This is a genomic window from Flavobacterium turcicum, from assembly GCF_011365745.1.
Taxonomy (GTDB): Bacteria; Bacteroidota; Bacteroidia; order Flavobacteriales; family Flavobacteriaceae; genus Flavobacterium; species Flavobacterium turcicum.
This window is the reverse complement of the sequence record NZ_JAAOBY010000002.1, coordinates 125,449-140,595: the sequence shown is the minus strand read 5'-3', so window position 1 is coordinate 140,595 and position 15,147 is coordinate 125,449. Positions and strand designations below refer to the sequence as shown.

General features: G+C 34.0%; 15 protein-coding genes. 4 read left to right on the top strand and 11 right to left on the bottom strand.

Translation table 11 applies throughout. The features are described from left to right. Window positions 1-52 precede the first annotated feature (52 nt). From G9Q29_RS04570 to rpsF, 7 genes are all read right to left on the bottom strand, one after another. Window positions 53-766 carry a hypothetical protein gene (locus G9Q29_RS04570; protein ID WP_166133798.1) on the bottom strand — a complete coding sequence of 238 codons (714 nt, stop codon included), beginning with the start codon at window positions 764-766 and terminating at the stop codon, window positions 53-55. 4 nt (window positions 767-770) lie between these two features. Beyond that, entirely contained in the window at window positions 771-2,771 is a 2,001-nt protein-coding gene (ligA, locus tag G9Q29_RS04565; RefSeq protein ID WP_166133796.1) for an NAD-dependent DNA ligase LigA, read from the bottom strand. A gap of 75 nt (window positions 2,772-2,846) precedes the next feature. After that, window positions 2,847-3,320, bottom strand: a complete 474-nt coding sequence (locus tag G9Q29_RS04560) for a DUF6495 family protein (RefSeq protein WP_166133794.1) — start codon at window positions 3,318-3,320, stop codon at window positions 2,847-2,849. A gap of 128 nt (window positions 3,321-3,448) precedes the next feature. Further along, window positions 3,449-6,625 carry a TonB-dependent receptor gene (locus G9Q29_RS04555; RefSeq protein ID WP_166133792.1) on the bottom strand — a complete coding sequence of 1,059 codons (3,177 nt, stop codon included), beginning with the start codon at window positions 6,623-6,625 and terminating at the stop codon, window positions 3,449-3,451. A 98-nt stretch (window positions 6,626-6,723) separates the two neighbouring features. Further along, complete coding sequence (gene rplI, locus G9Q29_RS04550; RefSeq protein ID WP_166133790.1) at window positions 6,724-7,164, bottom strand: 50S ribosomal protein L9; 441 nt, start codon at window positions 7,162-7,164, stop codon at window positions 6,724-6,726. Window positions 7,165-7,227: 63 nt separating this feature from the next. Further along, the gene (rpsR, locus tag G9Q29_RS04545; protein ID WP_026715037.1) at window positions 7,228-7,524 is read right to left on the bottom strand and encodes a 30S ribosomal protein S18; all 297 of its coding nucleotides are present in this window, start codon (window positions 7,522-7,524) and stop codon (window positions 7,228-7,230) included. Between the two features lie 5 nt (window positions 7,525-7,529). Beyond that, window positions 7,530-7,871, bottom strand: a complete 342-nt coding sequence (gene rpsF / locus G9Q29_RS04540) for a 30S ribosomal protein S6 (protein WP_166133788.1) — start codon at window positions 7,869-7,871, stop codon at window positions 7,530-7,532. 165 nt (window positions 7,872-8,036) lie between these two features. Here rpsF and G9Q29_RS04535 point away from each other — a divergent pair, with 165 nt between their 5' ends. Further along, window positions 8,037-8,732, top strand: coding sequence for a LytR/AlgR family response regulator transcription factor (locus tag G9Q29_RS04535; RefSeq protein WP_166133786.1), 696 nt, complete (start codon window positions 8,037-8,039; stop codon window positions 8,730-8,732). On the opposite strand, the gene priA is transcribed toward G9Q29_RS04535, so the two are convergent. The 4 genes from priA to nadC form a co-directional block, all read right to left on the bottom strand. Beyond that, window positions 8,729-11,176: a replication restart helicase PriA gene (priA, locus tag G9Q29_RS04530; RefSeq protein WP_166133784.1), complete on the bottom strand. Its 2,448-nt coding sequence runs from the start codon at window positions 11,174-11,176 to the stop codon at window positions 8,729-8,731. The genes G9Q29_RS04535 and priA overlap by 4 nt on opposite strands. Before the next feature lie 69 nt (window positions 11,177-11,245). After that, window positions 11,246-11,674, bottom strand: coding sequence for a DUF2147 domain-containing protein (locus tag G9Q29_RS04525; protein WP_166133782.1), 429 nt, complete (start codon window positions 11,672-11,674; stop codon window positions 11,246-11,248). A gap of 48 nt (window positions 11,675-11,722) precedes the next feature. Beyond that, a complete protein-coding gene (locus G9Q29_RS04520; protein WP_166133780.1) occupies window positions 11,723-12,631 on the bottom strand; it encodes a YihY/virulence factor BrkB family protein in 909 nt (302 codons plus the stop codon). After that, a complete protein-coding gene (nadC, locus tag G9Q29_RS04515) occupies window positions 12,628-13,485 on the bottom strand; it encodes a carboxylating nicotinate-nucleotide diphosphorylase (protein WP_166133778.1) in 858 nt (285 codons plus the stop codon). The genes G9Q29_RS04520 and nadC overlap by 4 nt, the downstream gene beginning before the upstream one ends. A gap of 192 nt (window positions 13,486-13,677) precedes the next feature. Here nadC and G9Q29_RS04510 point away from each other — a divergent pair, with 192 nt between their 5' ends. Genes G9Q29_RS04510 through rlmH form a run of 3 tightly spaced genes read left to right on the top strand, consistent with a single transcriptional unit; the run spans window position 13,678 to window position 15,146 of the window. After that, window positions 13,678-14,100, top strand: a complete 423-nt coding sequence (locus G9Q29_RS04510; protein ID WP_166133776.1) for a hypothetical protein — start codon at window positions 13,678-13,680, stop codon at window positions 14,098-14,100. Window positions 14,101-14,103: 3 nt separating this feature from the next. Next, window positions 14,104-14,613, top strand: coding sequence for a CIA30 family protein (locus G9Q29_RS04505; protein WP_166133774.1), 510 nt, complete (start codon window positions 14,104-14,106; stop codon window positions 14,611-14,613). A gap of 59 nt (window positions 14,614-14,672) precedes the next feature. Continuing rightward, window positions 14,673-15,146, top strand: coding sequence for a 23S rRNA (pseudouridine(1915)-N(3))-methyltransferase RlmH (gene rlmH, locus G9Q29_RS04500; protein WP_166133772.1), 474 nt, complete (start codon window positions 14,673-14,675; stop codon window positions 15,144-15,146). Window position 15,147: the final 1 nt, after the last annotated feature.

Sequence of the window (15,147 nt, the reverse complement as noted above, 5' to 3'; positions counted from 1 at the left end):
TGGATTTACTGAATAAAAAAAGAATCGATTAAATGTAATCGATTCTTTTTTTTTACAACAGTGTTCCAAATTCTGATTTATCTTCCATATCAAGTGCATACTTGTAAAAAGCATAATAACAACTTACGTGAAGCATCATGATTAAAGGCTCAAAATGTGATAACGGAAACCTTGCTAAAAAACATTTTTCAATTAGCAATAAAAAATAAAGGGAAGCATACAATAATCCAAAAATATATAACCAAACTGTATTATTACTCAATGACTGATTGATGTATAAAGATACAATGATGCCTAATGCTACCGCTACAATTACATTCTGAATCATAATTACAGTATGACTATTTAATGGCAATCCTTCTGAATTAAATAATAGGTACGAAAAAATACAGAGAAATGGAACAATAGCCAAAAGCGTAATTCCTATTTTTTTAAAATTTTGTAGCTTTAAAATCAAAACAATCAATAATATTCGAAAAGTCACAATCGAAATTACTCCTAAAATTACAAACAACATCGAGGTATTCATCATCATTATACTTGTACAAAGTAAAAAGAAGCAACAAGCAAAAAAAATAGGATCCCTTCGTTTTGATGATAACCAATAAAGGACAATCAATAAAACGGCTACAATTGGTTTGAATACCACAGTAAAAAGATGATTTTCTCTCCACTCAGCAACTACAGCTACTAATGAAAAAGAAAAAAGTAAAAAAATAAGAATATTCTCAACCGAAAAATAAGGTTTCTTAAACGATATCAGCATTATTTTAAGCTATTAACTTCATAAAATCATCCTCCGAAATAATCGAAATATTCAACTTGACGGCTTTATCCAATTTGGCAGGACCCATATTTGCTCCAGCAATTAAATAATCTGTTTTGGCAGATATAGAACTCCCTACTTTTCCACCGTTGTCTTCAATTGCTTTTTTCAATTCGTCACGAGAAAATTTCTCAAAAACACCAGATACCACAAATGTCTTACCAACCAACAAATTAGTTGCATCAGGATTTGTATTTTCTAATAACTCAAATTGTAAGCCATAACCTTTTAATCGTTGAATGATAATACTGTTTTGTTCGTTTTGAAAAAAGTCCATTACACTTTGAGCGATGCGCTCTCCTATTTCATCAACGAGCATCAATTCTAATAAATTTGCTGTTCGCAAAGCGTCAATAGTTTTGTAATGCTTAGCTAATTTTTTAGCGACAGTTTCACCTACAAAACGGATTCCCAATGCATAGAGAACACGTTCGAATGGTATATTTTTAGATTTTTCGACACCATTTACTAAGTTATCAGCTGATTTTTGAGCCATTCTTTCCAATGGTAAAATATCAGCAACTGATAAGTCGTAAAGATCTGCGTAGTTATGAACTAAATCATTTTGATATAAAAGCGCAACCGTTTCGCCACCCAATCCTTCAATATCCATAGCTTTTCGAGAAATAAAATGCTGAATACGACCTATAATTTGTGGTGGACAACCATAAAAATTTGGGCAATAGTGATTAGCTTCACCTGCATTTCTTACTAAATTAGCTTCACACTCTGGACATTTATCAATATAGATTGTTGGCTCAGCGTGAAGTGGTCGCTGGGTTAAATCAACAGCGATAATCTTTGGGATAATTTCACCACCTTTTTCAACAAAAACAGTATCTCCAATTCGAATATCTAATTTTTCAATTTGATCCGCATTATGTAGGGAAGCTCTTTTTACAATTGTACCAGCCAGTTGCACTGCTTTAAGGTTTGCAACAGGCGTGATAGAGCCTGTTCTACCAACTTGATACGAAATAGATTCTAAAACGGTAGCAACCTGCTCTGATTTAAACTTATAAGCCATGGCCCATCGGGGCGACTTGGCAGTGTAACCTAATTCATCTTGAAATTGTAGGTTATCCACTTTTATGACCACGCCATCAGTTTCGTAAGGCAAATTGCTTCGGTTTTGATCCCAAAAAGCAATAAATTCGAAAACTTCATCTAAATTTTGTGCCAATTTTGATTCTTGAGGAACTTTAAAACCCCATTTTCTCGCAGCTCGTAAGCCTTCAAATTGAGATTGAAAAGGAAGATTTGGCCCAATCATAAAATACAATAAACAGTCTAGCGGACGTTTGGCTACTTCTGCACTATCTTGTAATTTTAAACTACCCGAAGCTGTGTTTCTAGGATTAGAATAAGGTGTTTCACCAAGGGATATCAAATCTTGATTCATTTTTTCGAAACCAGCAAAAGGCAAAACAATTTCGCCACGAATATCAAACTTTTCTGGAAAATCATTTCCTTTTAAAAACAGAGGAATTGATTTGATAGTTTTTATATTATTCGTAACATCATCTCCTTGAAAACCGTCACCACGAGTTAAGGCACGTTTTAACTGTCCGTTTTCATAGGTAATACTAATTGAAGCTCCATCATATTTGAGCTCACAAGTATATCGCAAAGGCACATCGCCTAAGGTTTTCTTTATACGATTTTCCCAATCGATTAAATCTTCTTTTGAATAGGAGTTATCTAATGAGTACATTCGGTATTCGTGCGCCTTGGTCTCAAAATTCTTCGTAATAGCACCACCTACTCTTTGGGTTGGAGAATTAGAATCGTACCATTCTGGATGTGCATTTTCAAGATCTTGAAGTGCTTTTAATTTCATATCAAATTCATAATCCGAAATCAATGGTGCATCTAACACATAATAATTGTGGTTATGAAAGTGTAATTCTTCGCGTAATTTTATTATCGTATTTTGATCATCCATAAAAAAAAAATTGGTCATTTTAGTGCCTGAAATCAGTGTACTAAAATAACCAAATTAAACCAAAAAACAACTAAATTAGGATTTGATAATTGAGTTTATTTGTTGGTATAACTGACCGTCGCTCAAAAAGGCTCCTTGTTGTATTAATTGAAAAATTGATGAATTTCGCTCTTCTGTGAATTCTTTTTTACCTACTTTCATTTCAATAGTTTCTGTAAACATATTATCACTCAACCATTGTAAACCTTCACGAGTTAGAAAATCAACATCGGGAACTAATGATTTTAAGACAATTGATTGTACGTGCGTATCAAAACATTCAAAAAGAAAAATATGATTTTTAGAAAAATGCTCTAAAAAAGTTGCTCTAGACAAAACGCCTTCCCAAATCAAATCAGAGAAAACATCTAATTCTTGCTCTGCTACTTCAGGTTTTTCTAATTTAATTTTATCCCATTCCGCTTTATCAATTGCTTGGGTTGCTAAAAAATTAGTAAACTCTTGCGTTAATTCTTCAAATTGCTCTTTTGTAAGTCTTGAATATTTCATGAAATGTATAATTGCTATTGGTCCTGTTGTGGACTTTGATTAAAATAAAAATGGGTGCAAATTTATAATTTTAAAACCAAAAAAGCCTTCTTTTTCAAGAAGGCTTTTTTGGTACATTAGAGTATCTACTAAAAAATATATCTTAATCCGAATTGTGCTTGCCATCTTGACAATAAGCTAGCATCGTAATTGAATGTTTTTGTTTGCGTTCCGTTAAAAGTATAAGTAGGTACTTTTGTAGTTTGATTAACGCTAACTCCAATAGGTTGGATACTTGTAGGAACTTGTACCAATCCCCAATCAGAATTAATTAAATTTCCAACATTTAAGATGTCAACACTAAACTGAATTGTATTTGTTTTATTTGAACTAGAAGATGGTTTAAAATTAAAATCTTGAATTAATTTCATATCCCATTTTCCTCTCCAAGGTGCTAAAGCTCCATAACGCTCTGCGTATTGCCCTCTTCTACCACTCAAATACTTATCTTGACTAATAAATGCATCAAATGCAGCACCTTGACCAGGAGCACTGAATGCCATTGTACCAATTTCAGCTGTTGTTGGAACGTAAATTAAGTCATTCGTTCCTGATCCGTCATTATTAACATCACCACCATAAATGTAATTGAAACGACCTCCTTGAGCATATTCAAAGAAAGTTGAAATTGTTGTAGCCCATGCATCATTAGAACCGTATTTCCATTTTTTTGAACCTACACCAATAAAACGGTGTGTATCTCCATATTTAGAATTTGATAAAACAGCATTGTTTACATTTCCTAAAGCAGGATTAAATGCAAACGCATCACCTGTAATTTCAGCTTCGATAGAGTTCACATCTTTGGCAACTAGGTAGTTGTAAGCTAAACTAGCGAATACTCCGTTATCAAATGTTTTTTGCAACTTTACAGAAGAGTTCAAAACATAACCTTTACTAGAATTGGTCATTACATAAGCATTGTTAGCACCTTTATCTGAAGCATTGTAGATTAAACGATTATCTACACCTGCCAAAGTACCTGATGGAGTTCTTAATCCCCAGTTTTGAACGTGTACCCCATTAATATCTTTATTGTAAGCAACATCAAGTGTAGCAATATAATTATTTTTGAAACGGTGATCCAAACCTAAACTACTTCTCCATACTTGTGGCCACTTAAAGTCTTTATCCATAATTTGGAAGAAACCATCATCAGCACCACTTACTTGATTTCCTAACCAAACGAAAGGAAGTTTTCCTGTAAAAATTCCAGAACCTCCACGCAATTGTGTTGTTTTATCACCTTTTACATCCCAATTAAAACCAAATCTAGGAGACCACAACAATTCAGCAGTAGGTAACGTAGTTGAGATTAATTGCTCATTCATTTTAGTTGTTGGATTGTAATACAAAGTGTTATTGTTTCTTGTAGCTCCATTTTGCGTATCAATATATTTCTGAATCAAATCTGACGTATTAAAATACAATGGCTTATCAACTCTAATACCATACGTGAATTTAAAATTCTCAGTAATATTCCAATCATCTTGCACATAGAATGCAGCTTGACCTACATTTAATTCCGCTAATTTCCAGCCGTTATCAGCACCAACAGCAAAAGTGTTTTTTGTTGCAGCTGTGTTTTGCGCGTAAAGTAAATTTTGTGCAATAATACTACTTGCAAATGGTTTAGCAGCATCTGTTAAAAAATCTTGTACACTGAAGTACGGAGAAAAGAAAGTTCCAGCATAACCATTTGGATTACCAAAATTATCATAACCAGCAAGATTAAATGAGTTTTCAAATTGGTACTTTTCAAACGAACCACCAAAGGTAAGTGCATGTGTTCCTAAAGTATAATTTAAATTATTTGTAATTTGCAAAACCTTTTGACTTAAAGTATTATTGATAGAAAAAGGCTCGTGTCCTGCGATAATATAATTAGATCCATTACTTTGAATATTAATTACTGGTGCTGGTGTCGAAAAAGGGTTTCTGAAATCATTAAATGTTGTGTATCCAGCTTGTAATTTGTTAGACACAGTTTCACTCACTTTTGAATTAAGCTCTACTAAAAAAGAACTTAACTCATTGTTAATTTGGTAACCTGATTTTTCAAATTGAAGTGTATTTGCATCCGGTCCTCTAAATCCTAAAGCTGATGGATGTGCTGGTTTATCTTTACTAGCATCTAAAAAATTGTAAATAACTGCTAATTTATTGTTGTCATTGATATTCCAATCTAATTTAAAAATTCCTTTATTAGAATTTGAATTGTGCTTGAAGCCTTGATATGCTCCAGTATTATAACCTAAATTACTTAAAGCAGTTGAAACTGCAATCAAATCAGATTCTAAAACTCTTGATTCATTCACTCCAGTAACTCCATCACCATTATTGGCAACGAAATTAGACCCCAAATCACTTCTTTGGTCAATTTCAAAATTGGCAAAAAAGAAAAGTTTGTCTTTTACAATTGGTCCACCGATGCTAAAACCTGCCTGAGTTTGCTCTAGCGAAGGAACAAAAATATCTTGACCCTTAATTCGTCCTCCTGTAAGATCTTGATTTCTAAAAAAAGCGTAAGCAGTTCCGTGAAATTCATTAGTACCTGATTTAGTAACTGCATTTACAGATGCTCCTGTAAAACCAGATAAAGTAACATCATAAGGAGCAGTAGCTACTTGAATTTGATCAATTGCATCTAATGAGATAGGTTGAGAACCTGTTTGCCCACCAGGTGTAGCTGCATCTAAACCAAACGGGTTGTTAAACACCGCTCCGTTCAAAGAGTAACTATTGTATTGATCATTACGCCCACCGAAAGATCCTCCACTTGCTGATGGCTCTAAACGGGTGAAATCTTCTGCAGATCTAGAAATTGTTGGCAAAGCTGACAATTCTTTTCTACCAATTGTAGTTTCAGCACCTGTTCTACCGTTACCAAACACTTTGTTTTTAGCTCCTGTAACTTTCACCTCGCTCAATTGCATACTTTCGTCTGACAATTCAGCATCCAAAATCAAAGCTTTACCAAGTTCTAGGTACACTTCATTAAATTCTTGAGATTTGTAACCAACAAAGGATATGGTGATTTTGTAAGGTCCACCAATACGCATGTTTAGCATATTATATCGCCCATCGATATTTGAAACTCCTGAATATTTAGAACCTGTAGGAGTGTGAATTGCCAAAATTGTAGCCGACGGTAGTGTCTCGCCTGACGTACTTTTTACAATTCCTTTAATACTAGACGTTGTAGTTTGACTGATCATGGTGATCGAACTACAAAAGATAAGTAGTAATGTGATAATTTTTTTCATTTGTTTGAGTATGTATTGTTTATGGCGCGAAATTAGGCAAAAAAAAATCACTCCGAAGAGTGATTTTAGTAATTTATTAACAAAATACTAACACAATGTTATTTTTCTGCAACAATTTCATAGTCTAATTCAACTATAACATCTCTGTGTAAACGTACACTAGCAGTATATTTACCAGTACGTTTTACAATTCCACTAGTGATGAATTTTCTATCAACCGACTGACCACCTTTAGCCAACGCTTCAGCGATGTCACTGTTAGTAATTGAACCGAATAATTTTTCTCCACCTGCTTTTGCAGAAATTTTAATTTCAATAGCTTTCAAAGCTTCACCAAGTGCTTTTGCATCTGCAACCACTTTAGCTTCTTTGTGCGCTCTTTGTTTTAGGTTTTCAGCTAACACTTTCTTTGCAGAAGCAGTAGCTAATTGAGCAAATCCTTGTGGGATTAAGTAATTACGACCATAACCGTTTTTTACAGTTACTACATCGTCTTTAAATCCTAAATTTTGAACGTCTTGTTTTAAAATAAGTTCCATGTTGTTGTCCTTGTATTGTAGAAGTTAGCCCGCTCGAAGCGAGGCAACAACTGTGATTAATTATTATTTAAGTAAATCCGCTACGTACGGCATTAAAGCTAAGTGACGTGCTCTTTTTACAGCTACAGACACTTTTCTTTGGTATTTCAAAGAAGTTCCTGTTAAACGACGAGGAAGAATTTTTCCTTGTTCATTTACAAATTTCAATAAGAAATCAGCATCTTTGTAATCAACATACTTGATACCTGATTTTTTGAAACGACAGTATTTCTTAGTTTTGTTAGTTTCTATGTTTAAAGGCGTTAAATATCTGATATCTCCGTCTTTTTTTCCTGAAGCTGATTGTTGTAATGTTGCCATGATAATTAAGCTTTTGTAGATTTTAATTTAGTTCTTCTTCTTTCAGCCCATGATATAGCATGTTTGTCAAGACTTACAGTCAAGAAACGCATAACTCTTTCGTCACGTCTAAATTCAGTTTCGAAGGCAAGAAGTACTTCTCCAGATACTTTAAATTCGAACAAATGGTAAAAACCACTTTTTTTGTTTTGAATTTCGTAAGCCATCTTTTTTAGACCCCAGTCTTCTTTCGACACCATTTCAGCACCTCTACTAGTAAGAAAATCTTCAAATTTGCTTACTGTTTCCTTTACCTGAACTTCAGATAAAACGGGATTTAAAATGAAAACAGTTTCATAATGATTCATAAAAATATATTTATTGTTAATTTGGGTGCAAAAGTAATCATTTTTTTAAAACAAGCAACTTTATTTGATTTTTATTCGACGTATGACAAAAAAAGGAGGTTAACTGGTTGCAGATCAAAAAATAATTACTATGTTTACCGTGCCAAATCTTAAAAAATCTAAATTATGAAACTTAACTGTGTAGTTGTAGATGATAGTTCGATACAAAGAATGATCATTGCAAAGTTAGTTAATAATCACCAAAGCTTACATTTAATTGGTGATTTTTCTAATGCTATTGAAGCGCGTAGTTGCATGTCTATTCACAATGTTGATCTGATTTTTCTCGACATTGAGATGCCAGTAATTAGTGGATTCGATTTTTTGGATGGTTTAAAAGTAAAACCTCAGATCATTTTTATCACCTCAAAAGCAGAATACGCAATGAAAGCTTTTGATTATGATGCTACCGATTATTTGCAAAAACCAATTGCAATCGATCGTTTTAATTCGTCTGTTAAAAGAGCTATTGATTTTCATTTACTTAAAAAAGAAAACAAAGACGAAGAAGGTGATCACATTTTCATTAAAAGTAATCTTAAAAAATTAAAAATATTTACATCAAAAATCAAATGGATTGAAGCATTTGGAGATTATGTGAAAGTAGTTACTGAAGATGATAGCAATTTAGTTTTATCTACAATGAAGGCTTTTGAAAGCGACTTACCAAAGGAAAAGTTTGTACGTGTACACAAATCATATATCATCAACATTGACAAGGTGGAACGTTTTAATAGTAAATTTGCCGAAATAGGGTCAACAAAAATACCTCTGAGTCGCCACAAAAAAGAAGATCTAGTAAAAGCTTTATCTTTTTCTTAATAAAAATCAACATTTACAGAAACTTTAATTGCTCTGTATTGCGCAACAGCTTCAAAACTATTCAGGATTTTCTGGATAGTTTTTTTTGTTGAAGCAACTCCAACATTTTGAGGCAGTTTAATCATAATAGTTCGCAAATATTCGTTACGAATTCTGCTAATCGCCGGCTCTTCTGGACCCAAAACAGGCATATTTAAATTTTGTTGTAAAACCTGATACAACCACATAGAACCTTGCTTCAACTTATCATAATCACGCTGTTTTAAAGTAAGCTTAATGATTCTAAAGTACGGTGGATACTTATAAATTTGCCGATCATACAATTGTTCTTTATACATAGCAGCATAATCATTTCTGGTAACCTGTTGAATAGTATTGTGATTGACATTATAGGTTTGAATAATTACTTTGCCTTGTTTTTGAGCGCGCCCTGCCCTACCTGCCACTTGTGTCATCATTTGATAACTACGCTCGAAGGCACGAAAATCTGGATGGTAAAGCATATTATCAGCATTTAAAATACCAACTAAGCTTACATTATCAAAATCTAATCCTTTGGCTAACATTTGCGTACCAACCAAAACATCAATTTCTCTATTTTTAAAAGCATCAATAATACGTTCAAAACCAAACTTACCTCTCGTCGTATCTTGGTCCATACGTCCTATTTTAGCATTTGGTAAAATAGAAAGTAACTCCTGCTCTATTTGCTCAGTACCAAATCCTTTAGTCAACAAATCAATACTAGAACACGAATGACAATTGGTAGGTTTCGCCATAGTATAACCACAGTAATGACAGCGCAACTGATTTTTATTTTTATGATAAGTCAAACTTACATCACATTGTTGGCATTGAGGCACATGCCCACAAGTCATACATTCTACAACGGGTGAATAACCCCTTCTATTTTGAAACAAAATTACTTGTTCGCCCAACGAGAGCGCTTGCCCCATCTCAGCAATTAAAACATCACTAAAATGGCCTGTCATTTTTTTTCTGAAATATTTATCTTTTAAGTCAACCAATTCAATGACCGGCAGCTGCACATTACCGTATCGTTTACTAAGCTCAACTAATCCAAACTTTCCGGATTGTGCATTGTAATAGGTTTCGACACTTGGTGTTGCGGATCCCAGTAATACCTTTGCTTTATGAGAATGAGCCAATACAATAGCCGCATCTCTCGCATGATAACGTGGCGCAGGATCTACTTGTTTAAATGTTTGTTCGTGCTCTTCATCTACTATCACCAAACCCAGATTTGAAAATGGTAAAAACAAAGCAGAACGGGCACCAATAACAACTTGCGCTTTTTCTGAATTTGACAAGACCTGCCTCCATACCTCAATACGCTCATTATTATTGTATTTGGAATGATAAACAGCCACTTTGTTACCAAAATAAGCATTTAACCGGCTGACTAATTGAGTAGTCAAAGCAATTTCAGGCAACAAATACAAGGTTTGTAACCCTGAATTCAAATATTCTTGAATAAGCTGAATGTAGATTTCCGTTTTACCACTTGAGGTTACACCATGCAACAAGCACACCTCTTTAGACTCAAAAACTGCCTTGATAGCCAAGCTCGCTTCCTCTTGTTGATTACTCAATTTTAGTTCGCTGGCATTTTTAGCTCCAAATTCTACACGATCTGTTTCTAAAAAATACTCTTCGAATATTTCTTTTGTTATTAAAGCTTTAACAACTGCAGTTGATGATTGTGTTATTTCTACTAATTTCTTTACTGTTATCGGCTTTTTTTCACTTGCACTAAGTTGAAAAAAAGACATCACAATTTCTCGTTGTTTTTGAGCGTTTTTTAAGTTGTTTAGCAAAACACCCAAACCCAAATCGCCAACATATTGAGAGTGCAAGCGCACATATCGAATCAATTTGGGCTTATAACTTTCTTGAATCTCTTCCTGAAGTACTAAAATATTTTTATCTACCAACTTTTGAATGACAGGAAAAATATTCTTCTTGTTCAATATTGCAATGATATCGTTAACTTTTAAGGTAGATTGTTGTTGTAATGCCTCGTATACTAAAAACTCATCGTCACTTAAGAGCGAAACATCTATTATTGAGCTAGTTTGCTGCGAAATAACAGTTTCACTCTCCAATAGCAAAGCGCTTGGCATGGCACCTCGGTACACATCACCAATAGCACACATGTAATACGATGCAATCCATTGCCAATGTTGTATTTGAATCTCAGTAACAACTGGTTTTTCGTCTAATATTTGGTGAATTTCTTTTGCTTCATACAAAACAGGAGCGTTTTGATGCATGGCTATCGCTAAACCTGTATAAATTTTACTTTTACCAAACGGAACCGCTAAGCGCATCCCTTTTTGAATGAACTTATATTCTTCCTCTGAAATAGCATACGTAAAGGTCTTAGCCAAAGATAGCGGCAAAATTACTTCAACAAAATACATGTATTATCTTTTTATTTTGAAAGCTTTTCACTTTACGTTTTTGATTTATTCAAAATCTTAATGAGACATTTATTTAACTCTATTCCAAGTTTGAGTGCGACCAAAAAGAGATACTCCAATGTACCCTCGTACATTTAATTTATCATTCCCCTCAAGTACAATAAAACATTTGTACTGCTTTCCGGTTGTTGGATCTACAATTTTACCTCCATTGTATTCTTTACCATCTTTTTTAAGACCTTTAATGATAACAAGACCCATTACTGGTTTGTTTTTATCTTCTCCAGTACATAAGGTACAAATGCTTTTTCTTTTATCTGCCTCTACGATATCAACAATTTTACCATACAAAAGTCCACCACGTTCATAAATTTCGACCGTAGATTTAGGCTTACCTGTTTCATCGTCAATAGTTTTCCATTTACCAACTACTTGATTATTTTGGCCATAAAAAGCCATTGAAATCATAACTGCTACTGCGGTAATCACTTTTTTCATTCTACTCTTATTTTTATTATTTTTTTACTAAAACTATTCCCTTTTAAACTACTCTTTTTTTGCGCGCAACTTAGAGACTGTTGCATTCAATTCAAATCCCAACAACAAAATTACACAGTTAATCCAGATGTAAAACATCAAAATTAAAAGCGTTCCAATGGAGCCATACAACTCATTGTACTTAGAAAACTTGGTTACCCAAATCCCGAAAAGATAGGAATCAATCAAAATTAAAATTGTTGTGAATACAGATCCTATCGAGATAAATGCTCTATTGCCTACTCTTTTAGTTCCGAATTTAAAAAGTACCGACGTAGTAAGCAAAATCATCAAAATTACAAAGGCATATCTACCTGCGACAATTAGTAAAACTTGGTCGCTAAATACAGTTTTTTGCAACAAAACTTCAAAAACAACAATGGTTGCTACGGTAACCAAAAGTAAAACAGACAACAACAAAGACATTGCTAAAGCCACCAAATACTGCCTAACAAAACCCCTTTTTACAATAACATGTCTTGAAGTTTGAAAACCACCAAGAATTCCGTTTAGACCATTTGCCATCAAAAAAATAGATAACATAAAACCCGAAGACAACAAACCAGAATCACTATTATTCAAAATATCACTAATGATTTTATAAATAGCATCATAGGTATTAGGCGGAACACCATCTTTAACAAATAGTAAAAAATCCTCCTGAAAACCATCAATTGGGATAAAAGGAATCAGATTCAAAATAAAAAGTGCAAACGGAAACAAAGCCATAAAAAAACTAAAAGCAATGGCACTGGCATGATAGGGAACGGCACTTTCAACAATTCCTTTACTATAGAGCACAATCAAATCATATAAAGACAAACCTTGTAACCATGGTAACTTCAATTTTTGAAGTCCCGAGATTACATGCCTAATAACAGGCATTTTAACAAGTTTATCTTCTAATAAGAGATTCATATTGCTTTTAAACTCAAGTCCATGTTATAAACAGAGTGTGTCAATGCTCCTGACGAAATGTAATTTACGCCACATTCTGCATACGCTCTAATCGTACTTTCGTTAATATTTCCGGACGATTCTGTCAGACATTTATCTCCAATTAGCGCAACTGCTTTTTTGGTATCTTCAAAGTTAAAGTTGTCAATTAGAATTCTAAAAACACCTTCACTTTCTAATATTTCCTCAATTTCAGCTAAATTTCTAGCCTCTACAATAATCTTTAGATCGAGCTTATTTGCTTCTAGGTAAGCTTTGGTTTTTGCAATTGCCAACGTAATTCCCCCAGCAAAATCATTATGATTATCCTTAAGCATAACCATATCATACAACGCAAATCGATGATTTTCTCCACCACCAATTTTTACAGCCCACTTTTCACAAGCCCTAAATCCTGGTGTAGTTTTTCGAGTATCTAAAATTTTAGCTTGAGTTCCTTTTAACAATTGTACATATTGATTGGTTTTTGTAGCGATTGCAGACATTCTTTGCATCGAATTTAAAACTACTCGCTCTGCTTTCAAGATGGATTGTGAACTACCACTAACATGAAAAACGACATCTCCTTTTTTTACAAAATTCCCATCTTCGATAAAAGTTTCAACTTGCAAATCAGCATCAACGTATGCAAAAACCTTTTTAGCAAAAGCTACACCAGCGATGATCCCATCTTCTTTTACCAATAACTTCGCTTTTCCTGCTGCATCAATAGGAATGCAAGCTAGTGAACTGTAATCTCCGGTTCCTACATCTTCTCGAATTGCATTTTCAATAATTAATTGTAATTCTTTTTCGAACTGTTTTTCGCTGATCATTTTTCGATAATTTTTGAATTGCTAAAATAGGTTATATTTTGCGGACTAGGAAATTTGGAAACAAGCAACTTTATTAAAAATATGATAAAAAAACTTTTTCAATATCAAATTTCTAGTACCAAAACCCTACCCTAATTATTTTGGCAAATAGCAATAATCAAGTATCTTTGAGTTTCTAAAGAATGAACTATTATGAAATCATTGCTCTATTATAGCGCTGTTGCGCTCCTTACATTGACTTCTTGCAACAAAGAAACTCAAAAGCCTGTGCCAAATAAAATTGTAGTTCCTTTTACAGAGGTAGGACGCCAAATGAAAAGTGAAGTTCCAAATTCTACTCCAGCAACAAGTTCAGCCGTGGCGTCAACTAGCGCTGACGCAAATCCAGCACATGGTCAGCCAGGACACCGTTGTGATATACCTGTTGGTGCCTCATTAAGCACCCCCGTAGCTCCAACTCCTGCAGCAACACAAAATTCGGCACCACAAAATACTGCAGCACAGCCTGCAACAATTCCAGCACCTGTAGTCACTGAAGCAGGAATGAATCCGCCACATGGCCAAGAAAATCACCGCTGTGATATTGCAGTCGGTGCTCCATTACCAAAAGTGTAAAAAATGGAAACAAACTCTTTGGAAACCATTATTCTTTTCGATTCAAGCCGAAAAGAAGATTTTGATACTTGGCGTACCGTAAACGACACCGTGATGGGAGGCATTTCAAACAGCGAGATGAGAATTGAACGCAAAAACTTCGTGCTGTTTAAAGGTAAAGTATCTCTAGAAAATAATGGCGGTTTTTGCGCAACTAAACTAGATTGTCAACATAGCGGCATATCACAAAAAGCTACAGTTTTTCTACATTTAAAGGGCGATGGTAAACAATATCAATTTCGTGTGAAGCAGTTTAGATCAGAACAACACGCCTTTACTTATACTTTCACTACAGGTACAGACTGGGAAGTAATCAAAATTCCAGTTGCAGAATTACCCCCTTTTTACAGAGGACGACAATTAGATTTACCTAATTACACCGGCGGAAATCTCGAAGAAATTACTTTTTTGATTGGTAACAAAGTAGCCGAAACTTTTGAATTGTACATTGACAAAATCTGGCTTGAATTTTAATTCAAACCACTTTTCCTTATCCAAGATTAGGACTACCTTTGCCCAAAAGCATTACTTTTATGAATATCAAGCTTATCGCAATAGGAAAAACCGACAATAAGGCATTACAAACTTTAATTGACGATTATACTAAACGGTTGTCGTTTTACATCAAATTTGATCTCGAAATTATTCCCGACATCAAAAATGTAAAAAACCTTAGCGAAAGCCAACAAAAGGAAAAAGAAGGAGAACTAATACTCTCAAAAATTAATACAACTGACCAATTGATTCTGCTTGATGAAAACGGTAAAAATTTCTCAAGCGTAGGTTTCTCGGCCGAATTACAAAAGAAAATGAATTCAGGAGTAAAAACTTTGGTATTTGTAATTGGCGGTCCTTACGGATTTTCCGACACTGTTTACGCCAAAGCACAAGGCAAAATTTCTCTTTCGCTTATGACTTTTTCACACCAAATGGTCCGGTTATTTTTTATCGAACAATTGTACCGCGGCTTTACTATTTTGCGAAACGAACCCTATCACCATCAATAAA

Bases quoted from the DNA above. Each gene is read 5' to 3' on its own strand.
- G9Q29_RS04570 (WP_166133798.1), bottom strand. From the start codon at position 766: ATGCTGATATCGTTTAAGAAACCTTATTTTTCGGTTGAGAATATTCTT.
- ligA (WP_166133796.1), bottom strand. From the start codon at position 2,771: ATGGATGATCAAAATACGATAATAAAATTACGCGAAGAATTACACTTT.
- G9Q29_RS04560 (WP_166133794.1), bottom strand. From the start codon at position 3,320: ATGAAATATTCAAGACTTACAAAAGAGCAATTTGAAGAATTAACGCAA.
- G9Q29_RS04555 (WP_166133792.1), bottom strand. From the start codon at position 6,625: ATGAAAAAAATTATCACATTACTACTTATCTTTTGTAGTTCGATCACC.
- rplI (WP_166133790.1), bottom strand. From the start codon at position 7,164: ATGGAACTTATTTTAAAACAAGACGTTCAAAATTTAGGATTTAAAGAC.
- rpsR (WP_026715037.1), bottom strand. From the start codon at position 7,524: ATGGCAACATTACAACAATCAGCTTCAGGAAAAAAAGACGGAGATATC.
- rpsF (WP_166133788.1), bottom strand. From the start codon at position 7,871: ATGAATCATTATGAAACTGTTTTCATTTTAAATCCCGTTTTATCTGAA.
- G9Q29_RS04535 (WP_166133786.1), top strand. From the start codon at position 8,037: ATGAAACTTAACTGTGTAGTTGTAGATGATAGTTCGATACAAAGAATG.
- priA (WP_166133784.1), bottom strand. From the start codon at position 11,176: ATGTATTTTGTTGAAGTAATTTTGCCGCTATCTTTGGCTAAGACCTTT.
- G9Q29_RS04525 (WP_166133782.1), bottom strand. From the start codon at position 11,674: ATGAAAAAAGTGATTACCGCAGTAGCAGTTATGATTTCAATGGCTTTT.
- G9Q29_RS04520 (WP_166133780.1), bottom strand. From the start codon at position 12,631: ATGAATCTCTTATTAGAAGATAAACTTGTTAAAATGCCTGTTATTAGG.
- nadC (WP_166133778.1), bottom strand. From the start codon at position 13,485: ATGATCAGCGAAAAACAGTTCGAAAAAGAATTACAATTAATTATTGAA.
- G9Q29_RS04510 (WP_166133776.1), top strand. From the start codon at position 13,678: ATGAAATCATTGCTCTATTATAGCGCTGTTGCGCTCCTTACATTGACT.
- G9Q29_RS04505 (WP_166133774.1), top strand. From the start codon at position 14,104: ATGGAAACAAACTCTTTGGAAACCATTATTCTTTTCGATTCAAGCCGA.
- rlmH (WP_166133772.1), top strand. From the start codon at position 14,673: ATGAATATCAAGCTTATCGCAATAGGAAAAACCGACAATAAGGCATTA.